The organism is Stenotrophomonas maltophilia, assembly GCF_004920835.1.
Classification (GTDB): domain Bacteria; phylum Pseudomonadota; class Gammaproteobacteria; order Xanthomonadales; family Xanthomonadaceae; genus Stenotrophomonas; species Stenotrophomonas maltophilia_AQ.
In genome coordinates this window covers 63878-79931 of record NZ_QFHO01000020.1, presented here as the reverse complement: position 1 = coordinate 79931, position 16054 = coordinate 63878, and the positions used below count along the sequence as shown (strand labels likewise).

12 protein-coding genes and 1 riboswitch are annotated in these 16054 nt (G+C 65.9%); of the genes, 9 read left to right on the top strand and 3 right to left on the bottom strand.

Features of this window, described 5'->3' with window-relative positions; genetic code table 11:
- Nucleotides 1-167 precede the first annotated feature (167 nt).
- A riboswitch (FMN riboswitch) is annotated at nt 168-313 on the top strand.
- Between the two features lie 77 nt (nt 314-390).
- The 9 genes from DI041_RS14600 (at nt 391) to DI041_RS14555 (ending at nt 9846) form a co-directional block, all read left to right on the top strand.
- Complete coding sequence (locus tag DI041_RS14600) at nt 391-993, top strand: riboflavin synthase (RefSeq protein WP_088480869.1); 603 nt, start codon at nt 391-393, stop codon at nt 991-993.
- Complete coding sequence (gene ribB / locus DI041_RS14595; protein WP_136638844.1) at nt 990-2090, top strand: 3,4-dihydroxy-2-butanone-4-phosphate synthase; 1101 nt, start codon at nt 990-992, stop codon at nt 2088-2090. Before DI041_RS14600 ends, ribB begins: the two co-directional genes overlap by 4 nt.
- 158 nt (nt 2091-2248) lie before the next feature.
- Nucleotides 2249-2716 carry a 6,7-dimethyl-8-ribityllumazine synthase gene (gene ribH / locus DI041_RS14590; protein ID WP_025876639.1) on the top strand — a complete coding sequence of 156 codons (468 nt, stop codon included), beginning with the start codon at nt 2249-2251 and terminating at the stop codon, nt 2714-2716.
- Nucleotides 2713-3192 (top strand): transcription antitermination factor NusB, encoded by a 480-nt coding sequence (nusB, locus tag DI041_RS14585; RefSeq protein WP_025876637.1) that lies wholly within the window; start codon nt 2713-2715, stop codon nt 3190-3192. The genes ribH and nusB overlap by 4 nt, the downstream gene beginning before the upstream one ends.
- A gap of 120 nt (nt 3193-3312) precedes the next feature.
- Nucleotides 3313-4275: a thiamine-phosphate kinase gene (gene thiL, locus DI041_RS14580; RefSeq protein WP_136638845.1), complete on the top strand. Its 963-nt coding sequence runs from the start codon at nt 3313-3315 to the stop codon at nt 4273-4275.
- A 442-nt stretch (nt 4276-4717) separates the two neighbouring features.
- Entirely contained in the window at nt 4718-5452 is a 735-nt protein-coding gene (locus DI041_RS14570) for a CS1 fimbrial subunit B flags: Precursor (protein WP_136638846.1), read from the top strand.
- Between the two features lie 109 nt (nt 5453-5561).
- Nucleotides 5562-6056, top strand: coding sequence for a CS1 type fimbrial major subunit (locus DI041_RS14565; protein ID WP_025876629.1), 495 nt, complete (start codon nt 5562-5564; stop codon nt 6054-6056).
- A gap of 99 nt (nt 6057-6155) precedes the next feature.
- Nucleotides 6156-8624 carry a TcfC E-set like domain-containing protein gene (locus tag DI041_RS14560; protein ID WP_248298472.1) on the top strand — a complete coding sequence of 823 codons (2469 nt, stop codon included), beginning with the start codon at nt 6156-6158 and terminating at the stop codon, nt 8622-8624.
- 34 nt (nt 8625-8658) lie between these two features.
- Nucleotides 8659-9846: a hypothetical protein gene (locus DI041_RS14555; protein ID WP_136638847.1), complete on the top strand. Its 1188-nt coding sequence runs from the start codon at nt 8659-8661 to the stop codon at nt 9844-9846.
- A 44-nt stretch (nt 9847-9890) separates the two neighbouring features.
- Here DI041_RS14555 and DI041_RS14550 read toward each other — a convergent pair whose 3' ends face one another.
- The 3 genes from DI041_RS14550 to DI041_RS14540 all read right to left on the bottom strand — a co-directional run bounded on the left by DI041_RS14550 (nt 9891) and on the right by DI041_RS14540 (nt 15871).
- Nucleotides 9891-10298: a hypothetical protein gene (locus tag DI041_RS14550; protein ID WP_136638848.1), complete on the bottom strand. Its 408-nt coding sequence runs from the start codon at nt 10296-10298 to the stop codon at nt 9891-9893.
- Between the two features lie 465 nt (nt 10299-10763).
- Nucleotides 10764-13148 (bottom strand): autotransporter family protein, encoded by a 2385-nt coding sequence (locus DI041_RS14545; RefSeq protein WP_136638849.1) that lies wholly within the window; start codon nt 13146-13148, stop codon nt 10764-10766.
- A 335-nt stretch (nt 13149-13483) separates the two neighbouring features.
- Nucleotides 13484-15871 carry an autotransporter family protein gene (locus tag DI041_RS14540; protein WP_136638850.1) on the bottom strand — a complete coding sequence of 796 codons (2388 nt, stop codon included), beginning with the start codon at nt 15869-15871 and terminating at the stop codon, nt 13484-13486.
- Nucleotides 15872-16054 lie beyond the last annotated feature (183 nt).

The following is a 16054-nucleotide window of genomic DNA, read 5'->3' as shown; positions in this document are numbered from 1 at the left end:
GGGTTGGGGGTCGGATCTGTTTCCCATCGGGAAACGGCTCTGACCCCGTCCTGCTGCGCCACCGGTCCCTGGGCTCAGAGCCCTTTCCAGCGGAAAGGGATCCGACCCCGTCATCCACCCCGTTCAGCAGGGGCTGGTACACTACGCCGGCCGGTTCGCCGGTACACAAACGTCTTCAGGGCGGGGTGCAATTCCCCACCGGCGGTAGGTGCGCAAGCACGAGCCCGCGAGCGCCCCGGCCTTACCGTCGGGGGTCAGCAGATCCGGTCCAATGCCGGAGCCGACGGTATAGTCCGGATGAAAGAAGACGGTGCCACAGGGCCTTTGCGGCCCTGCGCCCGCCTGTTTGCCTTGCGGCGTTTTTCGCTCACTTTTCGCGGAGAACGTTACTTGTTTACTGGAATCATCGAAGGCGTCGGCCGTCTGGCCGCACGCGAATCCATCGGCGGCGATGTCCGCTTTACTTTCAATGTCGGGAATCTGCCGTTCGACAACGTGCAGATGGGCGAGAGCATCGCCATCAACGGCGTCTGCCTCACCGTCATCGCATTCGACGCCGGCAGCTTCCAGGCCGATGCGTCCACCGAGACCCTGGGCCTGACCACGCTGGGTCAACTGGCCGAAGGTGCGGTCATCAACCTCGAACGTGCCATGCGCCCGACCGACCGCCTCGGCGGCCATCTGGTCAGCGGCCACGTCGACGGCCTCGGCCAGGTCCTGTCCATCCATGAAGATGCGCGTGCCCAGCGCTGGCGTTTCGCCGCGCCGGCCGCCCTGCGCCGCTACATCGCCAAGAAGGGCTCGATCTGCGTGGACGGCGTCAGCCTCACCGTCAACGAAGTGGACGACGAGGGCTTTGAAGTGGCGCTGATCCCGCACACCGTGGCCAATACTGCGTTCTCCGCCACCGGCGTGGGCAGCGCGATCAACCTGGAAATCGATCTGGTCGCTCGTTATGTCGAGCGGTTGTTGGGTGAAGGAGCCCGCGCATGAACTTCGCCCCCATTCCCGACATCCTGGAAGACATCCGCCTCGGCCGCATGGTCGTCATCGTCGATGACGAAGACCGCGAGAACGAAGGCGACCTGATCATGGCTGCGGAGCTGGTCAAGCCGTCGGACATCAATTTCATGGTCACCCACGGCCGCGGCCTGGTGTGCCTGCCGCTCACCCGCACCCGCGCCGCCGACCTCGGCCTGGCGCCGATGGTGCAGGCCAATACCGCGCAGTTCCAGACCAACTTCACCGTCAGCATCGAAGCGGCCGAGGGCGTGACCACCGGCATCTCGGCACACGACCGCGCGCACACTATCCGCACCGCGGTGAAGCCCAATGCCAAGCCGTCGGACCTGCACCAGCCGGGCCACATCTTCCCGCTGATCGCCCAGCCCGGTGGCGTGCTGACCCGCGCCGGCCACACCGAAGCCGGCGTCGACCTGGCCATGCTGGCCGGACTGGAACCGGCCGGTGTGCTGGTGGAGATCCTCAATCCGGACGGCAGCATGGCGCGCCGCCCGGAGCTGGAAGTGTTCGCCCGCGAGCACGGCCTGAAGATGGGCTCCATCGCCGACCTGATCGCCTACCGCTTGGCCACCGAAAAGACCGTCGAGCGCGTGGACGAACGCGAGATCGAGACCGAGTTCGGCCCGTTCAAGCTGGTCACCTACCGCGACCGCATCGCCCACGACCTGCATTTCGCCCTGGTCCGCGGCACCCCGGATGCGGACACGCCCACCCTGGTGCGCGTGCAGGTGGAAAACCCGCTGGCCGACCTGCTGCACTGGCGCCGCGATGACTTCGGCGTGGCGGCCACCGATGCCCTGCGTGCCATCGATGCCGAAGGCAGTGGCGTGATGGTGGTGCTGTCGGCCCCGCGCGATGGCGAAGGCCTGCTGGCCCGCCTGCGCCAGCAGCCGGCGCCGGTCGTGCCGGGCAAGGACAAGGACGTGAGCCAGTGGCGCCGCAACGGTGCCGGCGCGCAGATCCTGTCCGACCTGGGCCTGGGCAAGCTGCGCGTGCTGGGCACCCCGCGCCGCCAGATCGGCCTGGCCGGCTACGGCCTGGAAGTGGTGGAGACGGTCACCCCGTAACCCGCTCGGTGTGCCGACCAACGGTCGGCACCCACAAAGGGGCGGCCCACTGCAGCTGGTGGGTGCCGACCGTTGGTCGGCACGCCCCCGGGCCCCGCCAGCCACGGCCGGGGCCCATCCACGGTAGAATTACCCCTTAATCGAATCCCAAGCCGCATATGAGCCACTACGAAGGCGATCTTCGCACTCCCGAGTCGGCGCGCTTCGCCATCCTGGCCAGCCGCTGGAACGCCCGCATCACCGATGTGCTGGTTGCTGGCGCCCGCCAGAGCCTGGCCGGCAACGGCATTGCCGAAGCCAACATCGACGTGATCCGCGTGCCGGGTGCCTGGGAACTGCCGCTGGTCGCCGCGCGCCTGGCCGCCGCCCATGAACACGCCGCCATCCTCACCCTGGGCTGCGTGATCCGTGGTGATACCCGCCACTACGAACACGTGGCCGACCGCTGCGCCGAAGGCCTGATGCGCGTGCAGCTGGACTTCGGCGTGCCGGTGCTGAACGGCGTGCTGGCCGTGGAACGCGTGGAAGATGCCGAGGCCCGCGCAGGCGGCAGCCACGGCAACAAGGGCGAGGAAGTCGCACTCGCCGCATTGGAAATGGTCAACCTTCTGGAGCAGCTGCCATGAACAAGAACACCCAGGGCAAGCCCTCCGGTAAACCCGTCCGCCGCGATGGCATCGATCCGGTGCTGCGCTCGCGCGCGCGTCGTCGTGCCGTGCAGGCCATCTATGCCTGGCAGATCTCCGGTGGCAACGGCCAGTCGCTGATCGCCCAGTTCGCCCACGAACAGGCCCGCGAAATCGCCGACCTGGCGTACTTCGAAGCACTGGTGCATGGCGTGCTCGACAACCGTCGCGACATCGACGAAGCCTTCGGCCCGTACCTGGACCGTGGCATCGACGAAGTGGACGCAATCGAACGCGCCGTGCTGCGCCTGGCCGGTTACGAACTGCGTTACCGCCTGGACGTGCCGTACCGCGTGGTGATCAACGAAGCCATCGAATCGGCCAAGCGCTTCGGTTCCGAACATGGCCACACCTACGTCAACGGCGTGCTGGATCGTGCCGCCGTGGAATGGCGGAAGGTCGAATCGGGTCACTGACCCACCTGTGGTAACGCCGGCCGCTGGCCGGCAACTGCAGGGATTCTGAGGTTGCCGGCCTGCGGCCGGCACTACCGCCCACCGCGCACGGCGCGGCACGTACAAACGCGGGAGCGCCCCATGTCCCTGGCCGAATTCGCCCTCATCGACCGCATCCGCGCCCGCACCGTCGAGCGCGACGATATCGTGCTCGGCATCGGCGATGACGCCGCGCTGCTGCAGCCGCGCCCGAACGAGCAACTGGTGGTCACCGCCGACACGCTCAACAGCGGCGTGCATTTCCCGACCGAAACTCCGGCGTTCGACATCGGCTGGAAGACGCTGGCCGTCAACCTGTCCGACCTCGCCGCGATGGGCGCGCGCCCGGCCTGGTGCACGCTGGCGCTGTCGCTGCCCGAAGCCAGCGAAGACTGGATCGATGCCTTCGCCGATGGCTTCTTCGCCCTGGCCGACCAGCATGACATCGCCCTGATTGGCGGTGACACCACGCGTGGCCCGCTGTCGCTGTCGGTCACCGCGATGGGTCAGGTCTCCCGCGGCCAGGCGCTGCGTCGTGATCGCGCACAGATTGGCGATGACATCTGGGTCAGCGGCACCCTCGGCGATGCTGCCGGTGCACTGCGCCTGTGGCAGCAGGGCGCATTGAACGTCACTGCAGCCACGCTGCTGGCCGACTACGAAACCCTGCGCCTGCGCCTGCTGCGTCCCACCCCGCGCGTCACCTTGGGCCTGCGCCTGCGTGCATTCGCGCATGCCGCCGTCGACGTCTCCGACGGCCTGCTGGCCGACCTGGGCCACATCGCTGCACGCAGCGGTGTACGCGCCGAAGTCGATGCCGATGCATTGCCGATGTCGTCGGCACTGCGCGAACTGCTCGGCCGTGACGGCGCCCGTGACTGCGCGCTGCACGGCGGCGACGACTACGAACTGTGCTTCACCGCCGCCGCCGACCAGCGCGACGCGCTGCACTACGTCGCCGAATCGCTGGACGTGCCGATCACCCGCATCGGCCGCATCATGGAAGGGCAGGGTGTGCACACCGAAGGCCACGACGGCCCGAGCGGATACGAGCACTTCGCCTGACACATGAGAACGCCGGGCATGGCCCGGCGCTACGGTGTTGCTCTGGTAGGTGCCAACCTTGGTTGGCACGGATGTAACCGCTCTGCGCGCCGCCTCTTTGGCGTAACCCTTAAACGTGCGGAACGGGCGTGCCACTTCGTGGCCGAATCGCTGGGCGCGCCGATCACCCGCACCGGCCGCATCATGGAAGGGCAGGGCGTGCACGCCGAAGGCCACGGCCCGAGCGGAGACGAGCATTTCGCCTGAGTGCGGCAGGGATTCGTGTCCTGCCGGTACGCGGCAGCGGGCAAGGTGCCTTGATTGCCGGCCATGCTGGCAGCACGGGCGATGAGCATTTAGGAATCGTCCGAATTCGACGCTGCGCGCTTCGGCTTACAACTAATTTCATAGCGGGGCGTTTGACGCAACGACACACTCCACGCTCCTGAAAACGAGCGGTCCCATGTCACGTGTCGTCCATGTCCTGCTGCTGTGTGCGCTGGCGTTCCCCAGTCACGCCGGTGCACCGCAGATCAATGTCGGCGTCCTCTTCGACTACCTGCAGCCCGGCAGCAGCAACCTGCTCAAACGCATCCGCAATACCGGCGCTGGCACCGCCTACGTCCGGGTGGAAGTGGCAGAGATCTTTTTCGATGCCGATGACAACCCCGTCGAAGTTCCGGTGGATGCGCCGTCGCTGGTGCGCAACGCGCCTGGGGCGCGTGGGGTCATCGCCAGTCCCAGTCGCCTGATCATCGCAGGCAACGGCCAGCAGGCCACACGTCTGGTATATCGGGGCCTGCGCGACGAGGAACGCTACTACCGCCTGCGTTTCGTGCCGGTGGCGCCCAGTGCCGAGGAATTCTCGCTCAGCGAGGAACAGGCACAGCAGGCCGCAGAGCTTTCCTCGGCCATCCGCGTGTTCACCGGCTTCGGCACCGTGCTGTTCATCGCGCCACAACACCCGCGCTATGACACCCGCATCGAGTCCGGCCAGATCCACAACCACGGCAACGCCACCATTGTTCTGGAAAACCTGCGCCAGTGCGAGCGGGCCAAGGTCGACGCCTGTACGCCCGGAATCATCGTGCACGTACGCCCCGGCCGCTCTCACGTGCTGGCGTCTGACGATACGCATTTCATCCGTTACGACTTGAAGGAGGGCGAACGCCAGCGCAGCATCGACAGTCGCCGCTGACCGTCCGTCCCCCACCAACGCCATTGTCCCGCCCGGGCCCGCCAGGAGTCCGATGGGACTGCTTTGCCCTTGTCCTGGCTTTTGTACCCACTCACCCTGGAGTATCTGAATGTCCTTCTTGAAACACGCGATGGCGGCTGCGGCAGTCCTGCTCATCACCCCGGCCGTCAGCTTTGCGGCTACCGAAACCAAATCGATCACCGTCAATGTGTCGGCTGATGTTCCCAACGTTGCCGGCCTGCAGGTGTCCACGCCGGACGGCTGGGAAGGCCTGCCGCAGAATCTGCCGTGGGATACCGCACGCCAGGTGCTCGGCGAACTGACCGGTCGCGTGATCAACGTGAAGTCGCCGGCTGCCATCACCGCCTATCTGTCCGCCCCGGCGCAGATGGCATCGGCCGCGGACGTCGTGGATCTGGCGGTGAAACTGGACAACGTGGTCGTGCCGGCAACGGCCGCCGCCAAGATCACCGTTGCCAACGCAGCCCAGGCCGCATCCGGCAAGTCTCTGGCCTTCGCCATCGCGCCTACCGAACCGGGCGGCGGTTACAAGCAGGGTACTTACGGCGGTCAGTTCCACATGATCTTCGAAAGCGACATCTGACGCCTGCCGAGCTCTGTGCCTTCCTGCCCCACCGCGCGTGCGGCAGGAGGGCCAATGTCATCTATGCGCCTTTCACACCTACCCCCGCGACCGGTTCCGATGCGACTGGCTGTTGCCATTGCCGCCATGCTTGCTACTGCCTCGGCGCAGGCGACCGCAGGCGCGCCAGACGCACAGGTCAGCCTGCTGGAGCAGCGCGACCGCATGCCTGCGGAGTTCCGCGAGCATCTGTTCGGCAATCCGCTGACCGTACGCGTGGAACTGGACGGGCAGTACCTGGGCGACGCCGAAGTACTGCTGCATGAAGACAACCGCGTACAGCTGATCGGCTTCGTCGAAAGCATCGACAGCCCATGGCCGCAGAGCGAGCGCACGCGCTGGGCCGAGCAGCTGGCCGAACCGCTGCCGCTTGGCATATGCGCGCCGCAGTGCCGTGGCCTGGCCGCGCTGCACTACAGTCTGGCCAATTCGCTGCTGAGCCTGTTGACGCCGGCAACTGCCAGTGCGGAACAACGCAACATTGCCCTGCCGGCGTCCGGCAGCCACGGCTTGATCGTACGTAACAGCCTGGCCGTGCATGGCGGCCAGGACCAGCCGGCCAGCGCACGCTACAGCGCTGAACTGAGTGGCAGCATCGGTCTGTGGAGCACGGTTGGCAGCTACCAGTACTACGCCCAACCCGGCAGCACGGAGCACTATCTCAGTGCGTTGTATGCACAACGCGAGCTCGGCGATCATTTCGTCCGCGCGGGCTATTTCCTGCCCACGTTCGAGGGCATCATCCGCCAGCCACGCGCGCCTGGTACGCAGAATGACACCGCACTGGGAGTGATGTTCGGTTCGTCGGATGTACTGCTGGCCGACACGCGCAGCGCCAGCGTCTATCCGGTCTATGTCACCGCCAACCGCGACGGTGTGGTGGAGATTCTGCGCGACGGCAACCTGCTGGCCACACAGGCCGTGAAGCCGGGCGTGCAGGAGATCGACACGCGTCGCCTGCCAGGCGGCATCTACGACGTGGTACTGCGGGTCATTGAAGACGGCCAGGAGGCCTCGCGCGAAACCGCCTCGATCCACAAACCCAGCCGTTGGCGCGATCCCACCCGGCGCTGGCGCTACAGCGCGTTCGCCGGCCAGCAGCGCAGCCTGCTCGACAGCGATCGTTCAATGCAGGAAGGCGAGATCGCCGCCGGTGCGGTGGTCAACTACCTGCTGCACCCGCGCGCAGTGGCCGGTGCCACCGTGCAGCAGATCGGCACGCGCCGCGCCACCGGCCTGTCGATGGACTGGCAGGCCAGTGATCGCTTCAGCGCCTACACCAATTTCTACACCTCCAGCGATGCCGGGCGCGGCGTGGATCTGCAGGGACTGTATCGCTACCGTGCCGGTTCGGTGGTCGCCAACCACGCGCGCAGCTGGGCAGAGCAGCGTCATCGGCTGCCCGCCAGCGAGGGTGCGCCGCCACGTTGGGAAACCCGGGGAGGCTGGCAGGACACCACGGCCGTATCGATCACCCATCGCTTCAGTCACCGCGACAATGCGAGCCTGCGCGTGGCCCGCAGTTCCGGCTTCACCCGTGGCACCGGCATCGACGTTTCCTACGGTCGCCGCGAAACCCTGTTCGGCAGGCATGACGTCAACTGGCGTGTCTCGGCCTACGACCGTCCGGGCAGCCGCTTCACCCACTACCGCCGCCAGCGCGGCATCGATCTCACCGTCAGCGTGTCACTCGGCAGCGAACGCCGCAGCTACAGCGGCAGCCTGGGCAGCCGGACCGGCGAAGCCGGCCAGCGCGACGGCTACGTCACCGCGGTCGCCACCCAGCGTGTGGATGGGAAGATTCTGCGCAGCGTCAATGGCATGGTCACAGCTGAACGCAGCGGCATTGGCGCGGGCGCCGGCGCCTATCTGCAGAGCCCGCTGCTGGAAGGCGATGTGCAGCTGTATCGCGGTGCCGGTTCCGGCCACGTTGGCGGCAGCGCCAACCTGGACAGCACCGTGGTGATCGGGGGAGGACATGCTGCCGTGCTGGGCCAGGGACGCAGCGGCAGCATGGACACCGGCATCATCGTCGACGTGCGCAGTGACTTCCCCGATATCACGTTGCGTGCCGACGACAGTCGTGGCGGTGGCGTGCAACTGCGCCCGGGACGCAACTTCGTTCCGGTCACCGCCTATCGTGCGGGACAGGTGCAGTTCGACTTCCACGGCCGGCACGCACCTGCGGCGGCGCTGCAGCCGTCGACCATCAGCTACCACCTCAACAAGGGCGGCGTGGTGCACACCACGGTGGATGTACTGCGCACCTTCACCGTGATGGGTCAGGTACTGGATGCCGATGGCAACGGCATGCGCGGTGTGCAGGTGATCAACCACGCCGGCCGCAGCGTCAGCCAGGAAGAAGGCTTCTTCACCCTTGAACTCAGCGCACGCGCGCCGGTGGTGGAGCTGCGCTACCCGAACCGGATCAGCTGTGTGCTGACCATGGAGGAGGGCCGCCACCCGCGCGAAGGCGATGTACTGATGGTGGGCGGCATCGGCTGTCCGCCGTCGGTGGTCGCGCACTAGCCCATTGTTCCGACGAACCAGGCAGGTCTAAAGCATGACTATTGGCATCCGGCTGTTCCCGTTGCTGGCCGTAATGGCGGCGTTGCCTGCCACCGCACAGGTGGTGGACGTCAACGTCACCGGCGAATTCAGGCCCAACGCCCTGGATCCGGGCGATACCGCATTCCGCAACACGACACCCCGGGGCAGCTTCTGCAACTGGAGGCCGGCCGAATGCGATAGAAACGGGGCGTATATCTTCGATCTCGGCAACCGCGAGTACTGGCGCAAGGAAGGGCCGAGCGACGACACATCAAGGCGTGATACCACCTACATCCGCTTCCCGCCATCGCGTACGATCACCCTGCAGGAGGTATCGAGCGGACGCACCTTCGAGGCGACCATCAGCTTTGCGGCGCTGTCCATGCGCATCAACTTCGGTGGTGGCGCCGATCCCTGGTACCACGGCGTCAGTGGAGGTTGCACGGCCATCCGCGGCGCCGGTGGGGTTGGATTTTCGCTGGGTGGTTGGGCGGCGCGGACGCCAGCCAGCCCCACCGAGTGCTACAGCACCAACACGCGGTATGCCCGCACCTACTCCTACAGGAACGTGGGGCTCGGCATCCACGTCAACCTGCCCAATGCAATGACGCTGCAGGACGGCCGCTACGTGGCCCAGGAAACCTGGACCACCGGCGGCGCCGAGGCCGACATCGATCTGGGCGACAACATCACCGGTGTCGAGGCCGTGCGCATGAACTTCGTGTTCGATGTGATCCACGATTTCCAGGTGCGCTTCGCCACCGAGGCGCCGCGCGTACAGTTGGCGCCCGAAGGGGGCTGGTCGCCCTGGATCGATCATGGCACTGCGCCGGCGAGGCTGCGCCAGGAGCTGCCGTTTCATCTGACCACGTCGATGGACTTCAGCATGAAGCTGCGCTGCCAGCACCACGTCGGCGACCAGTGCGGCATTCATGATCCGCAGGCGGACAAGCAGGTGCCGGTGGACGTAGACGTCACCCTTCCGGGTATGAACAACCTGCGCGATGGTCGTCCGGCGCAGAACACCGTACTGCTGGCCGATGACAGTCAGGCACCGCGCTTCACGCCCGATGGCTACCTGATGCAGCGCCGTTCGACCCTGCGCTTCACCGCCGGGCGTGAAGCGGTGCTGGAGATGGTGAAGACACCGGGCTCGCGCTGGGAAGGAGACATGACCGTGTTGTTCGACGCCAATCCCTGAGCCTGGGGCAGGGATTGGCGTGGCCGAGGTGCCGCGGAAGCTGGCTACGCCACCCGCAACTGCACATCCACATACTCGGCCAGCCCACGGCAGGCCAGCAGCAAGCCTTCGCGCACATCATCGCCCACCTGCTGGTCGGCATCGCCGTCCACGCGTACGCGCTCGATGGCGTGCAGCAGTTCCAGCAGCAAGGTCAGCCCGGCATTGGCGCGGTCGATGCGTGCCATCGCGAAGCCGAAGCACTTGCGTCCTTTGTCCGGCCACGGCTGGCCATCGGCGGCGTCCACGTGGCGGATGCGCTGCAGGCAGCTGAGCAGGGTGATGCCTTCGTCGGCGTGGGCGCGCATCGTGCTGCCCAATGTGGTTTCCAGTGCTTTGGCCAGATCATCCGGCAGGCGTTCGACGGCGTCGCCCAGTGTGGCGAACAGATAGGGATAGAGCGAAGAAGTCATGGCGGCGTCCTTGAGTGCGAAACAAGGGGCCGCCCTCGCGTTGGGCGAGGGCGGCGGACGGTGCGTGGTTGCAATACCGGGGACAAGTGTGAAACGCCGGCGGGCACGAGGCCCCCACGCACCGCCCGCCATAGGGCACGGACGGATTGCCTGCCGACGCCGCTCAACAAGGAAAGAGCGACGCCGACAGGCAAGCGTAAACAACACACTCATCCAACGGGATTGCAAGCCCGTGCCACCCGTTGTCGGTGGCGCGCCATGATGTGCACGCAAGCGCTGCTGTACCAATCAGAAAAGTTTCAATTTCGAAAACGTTGCAGATGCGTGTCGCATGCGTTGCGCGAAGCCGAGCACGCGTGCGCGTGCCAGTTGCGACATTTGTTGTGGCGCCGAGCGCGTGCTCGGCGCTACAGAAAGCAGAAACCAGAACGGCGCCGGATCTCTCCGGCGCCGTTCGTGTTTACATCACCACGTGTAGGCGACGCTCAGGTTCGCGGTCGCTTCGCGGTAGCCACTGTCACCGCGCATCACCCCGAACCCGCCCCACGCACTGAAACCGGAACGGAATTCCACCCGCGCGCCCGCGCTCAGTTCATAGCGGTTGCGCGGGACGCCAGCCTTCAGCACTTCGTCGTCGAAGGCGATGCCGTTACCGGCACCATCGCGGTACCAGTTGGCCGCCAGATACGGGCTGACCGAGGCACCCGCCGCCGAGTGGCCTTCACCCAGCAGGCGCAGGCCTGCACGGCCAGACAGGCCACTGTCACCCAGTGCACGCACCACGGTGCCGTTGGTCTCGGTATGCACGTCGGTCTTCGCATCGGTGTAGACCAGTTGCAGCTCCGGCTGCAGGCTCAGCGCGGTGTTGCCGATCTGGCCGATGCCGAAGCGGTAACCCGCTTCAACGGATGACTGCCAGATATCCGAGTCGTAGCGCTCCTCGGCCAGGCCTTCACCCTGCACGCGATTGCGGAACTGGCCGCGCTGCACGCTGGCATCCACGTACATGGCGTCGTTGGCCCAATTGCCATACACGCCCAGTGCGCCACCTTCCACCTTGCCCCGCGCGCTGAAACCAGTCACGTCCGAACGCGAGGTGGCGCTGCTGCGTGCAGCGGTACCCATTACGCCGATGCGGCCACGGCCGTTGTCGAACACGCCCACGTCCGCACCCAGTTGCAGGCGCGAGCGGTCCACGCGCAGGTCGAGCTGGTCATCCACCGCACCGAGCCTGCTCTGCGTAGCGTCAACACGCGCCCAGCCGCGGATGCCATCCACCGCAGCGGCGCCGCCCTGGCGGTCGCGCCAGGTGTGGCGCAGCATCTGGTCCAGCGCGAACTGGTTGGCCAGGTACGCACCGGTTTCCGGGCGCAGGATCGGCAACGGCGGCTCGATCGGGTCCACCGGGTCCACCGGCGTGCACTCGGGCAGGGTCGGGTCGGCCAGGCACGGGTCCGGCGCGCCGCCCAGTTCCGAACGCAGGTACCAGTTGCCGTTGGCGTCCTTCACCAGGAAGTACTCATACTGCCCGCCCACGGCGCGGCCGACCAGATCGAACTGCGCATTGGATGCACCGTCGATGTCGATCAGCTCGATGCCGCGATCAGTCTTCGCACCGGCACCGCCGGCGTTGAGCACGCGCACATTGGCCTGGCCGTTGGCATCGCCGGCGATCACCAGCTTGTCGGTCAGCGAGCTGTCGTCACCCAGCTGGGTGTTGAACAGCAGGGTGCCTCCCGCGCCATCGAAGCTGTCGACGGCAAGGGTGTTGAACGTGCTGGCATTGCCCAGTGCCACGGTACCGGTGCTGCCCAGGGCGAGGTGGCCGACGTTGCTGTCACCGGTCATCAGCCAGATGCTGTCGCCATCAATATCGGCACTGGTGACGTTGATGAAGCGGCCGTCGATCTGGGCTTTGTTGCGCAGGGTGACGTCCAGCGTGGCAGTGGTTGCCGTGGTCGGATCGAGGTGCACATTGCCGGCCAGGCGCGAGTCGTCAACGGTGAACTGGACATCGGTGCGGCTGGAAATCGGTCCTGCGAGACTGGATACGAGCAACAGATTGCCGTCGCCGCCAAGCAGTGTGGAGTTGTTGGCCACAAGGATGTTGTAGTCACTGGCAGTCAGCGGCATGACATGGATGGCAGCGCCCTTGCCCGATTGGACGGTCGAATTGTCGATGCCCAGATCGACGCTGCCGCCGACCGGATCGTAGCCCCATAGAAGGACGCCTGCGTTCTCGCCGAAAATCCGCGAGCCGTTGACGAGGTCCATGCTGCCATACTGGACACGAACGCCATTGCCGGTGTTGTAGGCGGGAACGGTAGGATCATTCGATGCCTCGACATGCACCTGCATGGCATCCAGCAAAGCATATCCAGCGCGATCGCCAACACGCGCGACGATATCGACGCCTGCGGTTGGCGTGGGACCACCTGCAGTCCCAGCGGGCACCGTGATCTTTCCGCCGGTCAAATGGGCTTGGCTGTTGCCTCCATGCAGCGAGACGCTGCCGCCGTAGAAGTCAGTGCCATTGCTGATGAGGCGTGCACCACCCGATAACGAGACCGTGTTTGCCCCTGTGCCTGTGCTGCTAACACGACCGCCCTCCAGGGTCACCGTCGAGTCGCTGCCGGCGGTGATCTGGTTCATCTGTGCGTTCTGCCCGATCAGGTTCGACTCATTGACCAGTGTCCATGCTTCTGCCGGGTCACCGGCAACGACGGTGGCGTTCTGATTGTCCAGGTCGCCCGCCTCGACAGAACCTGCTGCGAATGCGGTGATGGCCAGCAGTACGGCCTGGGCGAGGGGAAGGCGCGGATTGTCGCGGGAGTTATTGGCGTAGCACATGCGGCTGTCCTGTCAGATGGAAAAGGCTGGTGCAACTGCGCGCTTCCGGGTCTGCTTCTCGACATCGACGTTGGGTATAGGTCGAGAGCATGTGAATGAAATATGAAATTGGTGGGAATTACGCTAGCAGATGTCTCTTATGGCTACATTTTCGTCATGCGCTTTGGCCAGTCCCATGCAACTTGTTGTAAAGCCACGGTCGGGGGTGATGCAGGTTCAGCCCCCGGACAGCAGCACGGCACGCGGCGGCATGAGGCGCCGTGCCGGTGCTGCTTGCGGTGAGGGGCGTCGGACCGAAGAGAAGCCGAGCATGGCGCGGTGCTACTGAAAGCAGATCACCACGTGTAAGCCACGCTCAGGTTCGCCGTCGCTTCGCGGTAGCCGTGGTCACCGCGCATCACGCCAAACCCGCCCCATGCGCTCAGCCCGGAACGGAAGTCCACGCGCGCGCCCGCGCTCAGTTCATAGCGGTTGCGCGGGATGCCGGCCTTCAGCACTTCGTCGTCGAAGGCGATGCCATTACCGGCACCATCGCGGTACCAGTTGGCCGCCAGATACGGTCTGACCGAGGCACCCACCGCCGAGCGCGATGCACCCTGCAGGCGCAGGCCGGCACGACCGGACAGGCCGCTGTTGCCCGCTGCACGCACCACGGTGCCGTTGGCTTCGGTATGCACGTCGGTCTTTGCATCGGTGTAGACCAGCTGCAGTTCCGGCTGCAGGCTCAGCGCCGTGCTGCCGATCTGGCCGATGTTGAAGCGATAACCCGCTTCCAGCGAGCTTTGCCAGATGTCCGAGTTGTAACGCTCCTCGGCCAGGCCTTCACCCTGCACGCGGTTGCGGAACTGACCACGCTGCACGCTGGCATCCACGTACATGGCGTCGTTGGCCCAGTTGCCGTACACGCCCAGTGCGCCGCCCTCCACCTTGCCGCGTGCGCTGTAGCCGGTCAGGTCCGAGCGCGAGGTGGCGCTGGACTGCGCAATGGTACCCATCACGCCGACGCGACCACGACCGTTGTCGAACACGCCCACGTCCGCACCCAGCTGCAGGCGCGAGCGGTCCACGCGCAGGTCGAGCTGGTCATCCACCGCACCGAGCTTGCTCTGCGTAGCGTCCACCCGGGCCCAGCCGCGAATGCCATCCGTCGCAGCGGCGCCGCCCTGGCGGTCGCGCCAGGTGTGGCGCAGCATCTGGTCCAGCGCGAACTGGTTGGCCAGGTACGCGCCGGCTTCCGGGCGCAGTACCGGCGGCGGTGGATCCACCGGGTCCACCGGATCGATCGGCGTGCACTCGGGCAGGGTGGGATCGACCACGCACGGGTCCGGGCCGGCGCCGGTCTGCGAGCGCAGGTACCAGTTGCCGTTGGCGTCCTTCACCAGGAAGTACTCGTATTGCCCGCCCACGGCACGGCCGACCAGGTCGAACTGCGCGTTGGACGCACCACCGATGTCGATCAGCTCGATGCCGCGGTCGGTCTTCGCACCGGCACCGCTGGCATTGAGCACGCGCACATTGGCTTGGCCGTTAGCGTCGCCGGCGATCACCAGCTTGTCGGTCAGCGAGCTGTCATCGCCCAGGTGGGTGTTGAACAGCAGGGTGCCGCCCGAGCCATCGAAGCTGTCGACGGTGAGGGTGTTGAACGTGCTGGTATTGCCCAGTGCCACGGTACCGGTGTTGCCCAGCGCGAGGTGGCCGAGGTTGCTGTCGCCGGTCATCAGCCAGGTGCTGTCGCTGTCGATGCTGGCGCTGGTGACATTGATGAAGCGGCCGTCGATCTGCGCCTTGTTACGCAGGGTGACGTCCAGGCTGCCATCGACCGTGGCGGCGTCGAAGCTGACAATGCCCGCAAGCCGCGCATCATCCACGTTGAACGTTACGTGGCTGGCGCCGGGTGTGGCGCTGCCGCTGCGGGAATCGACCTGCAGCAGATTGCCGTTGCCGCCCAGCAGCTGGGCGCCATTGCTGACGTTGATGACGAAGTCCGCAGGCTGGTCGGCCGCCACACGGATGGCGGCGCCGCGGCCAGATGAGATCGTAGAGCCATCAACCACCAACTGCAGGGTGTCTGGCGTGCGGAACGTGCCCATCATTAGTACGCCCACGTTGTCCGCGTCGATGCGCGATCCGTTGACGATGCTTACCTTTCCATTCTGCATGCGCACGCCCAGCCCACTGGCAATGTCGCTGCCGGCGGCGGTGTCTTCCACGCGCATATAGGTGGAGTCGATGATGGCCGATGCACCGGGCAGCGGCGGGCCGGCCGGCGTGCCACCCATCGAGAGGCCGATGCTGAGTGCTTCAGTGGGTGACAGACCATCTTCAGCGGTCACCAGCACACGATTTCCGATCATGTGCGCCATTGAGGCTCCGCTGACGAGGACGCCACCGCCGCGGAGCGTGCTTCCCTCCGACTGGAACAAGGCCGTGCCGTAAAGTGCCACGGCGTGCTGATGTATGCCGCTGCGGCTGATCGTGGCGCGGAAGGCGTCGATTCGGGAGGTATCGGCGCTGATGGTCTGCGTCTCAGCGTCCTGCACGATCAGATATGCGTCGTTCTTCAACGTCCACTCCTCGACGGCATCGCCCGGTTGCACGGAGGCGAAAGCTCCGTCCAGGTCACCTGCAAACGCCGCCGTTGAAGGGGCCAGAGCCAGTGCGGCCAACAAGCCATGGACCAGTGGCAGCAGCTTGGGTTGGGAAATGCTGTAGCGATGACGCATGGGTAGGTCCTCATGGCAGAAGTGGATTGCAGGGCCCGATTGACGCGGGCAGCGGCCGAGGCGGCGATTGAGTCCCGCATCGTGCGCAAGTGCGCCTGCGCCGAATTCGCCCATCCATTCGTTCACGTAAGCGCTTTTTTTGGGCGTTCATGTGAAGCGGTTGGGATGAGCTGAATTCGCCGG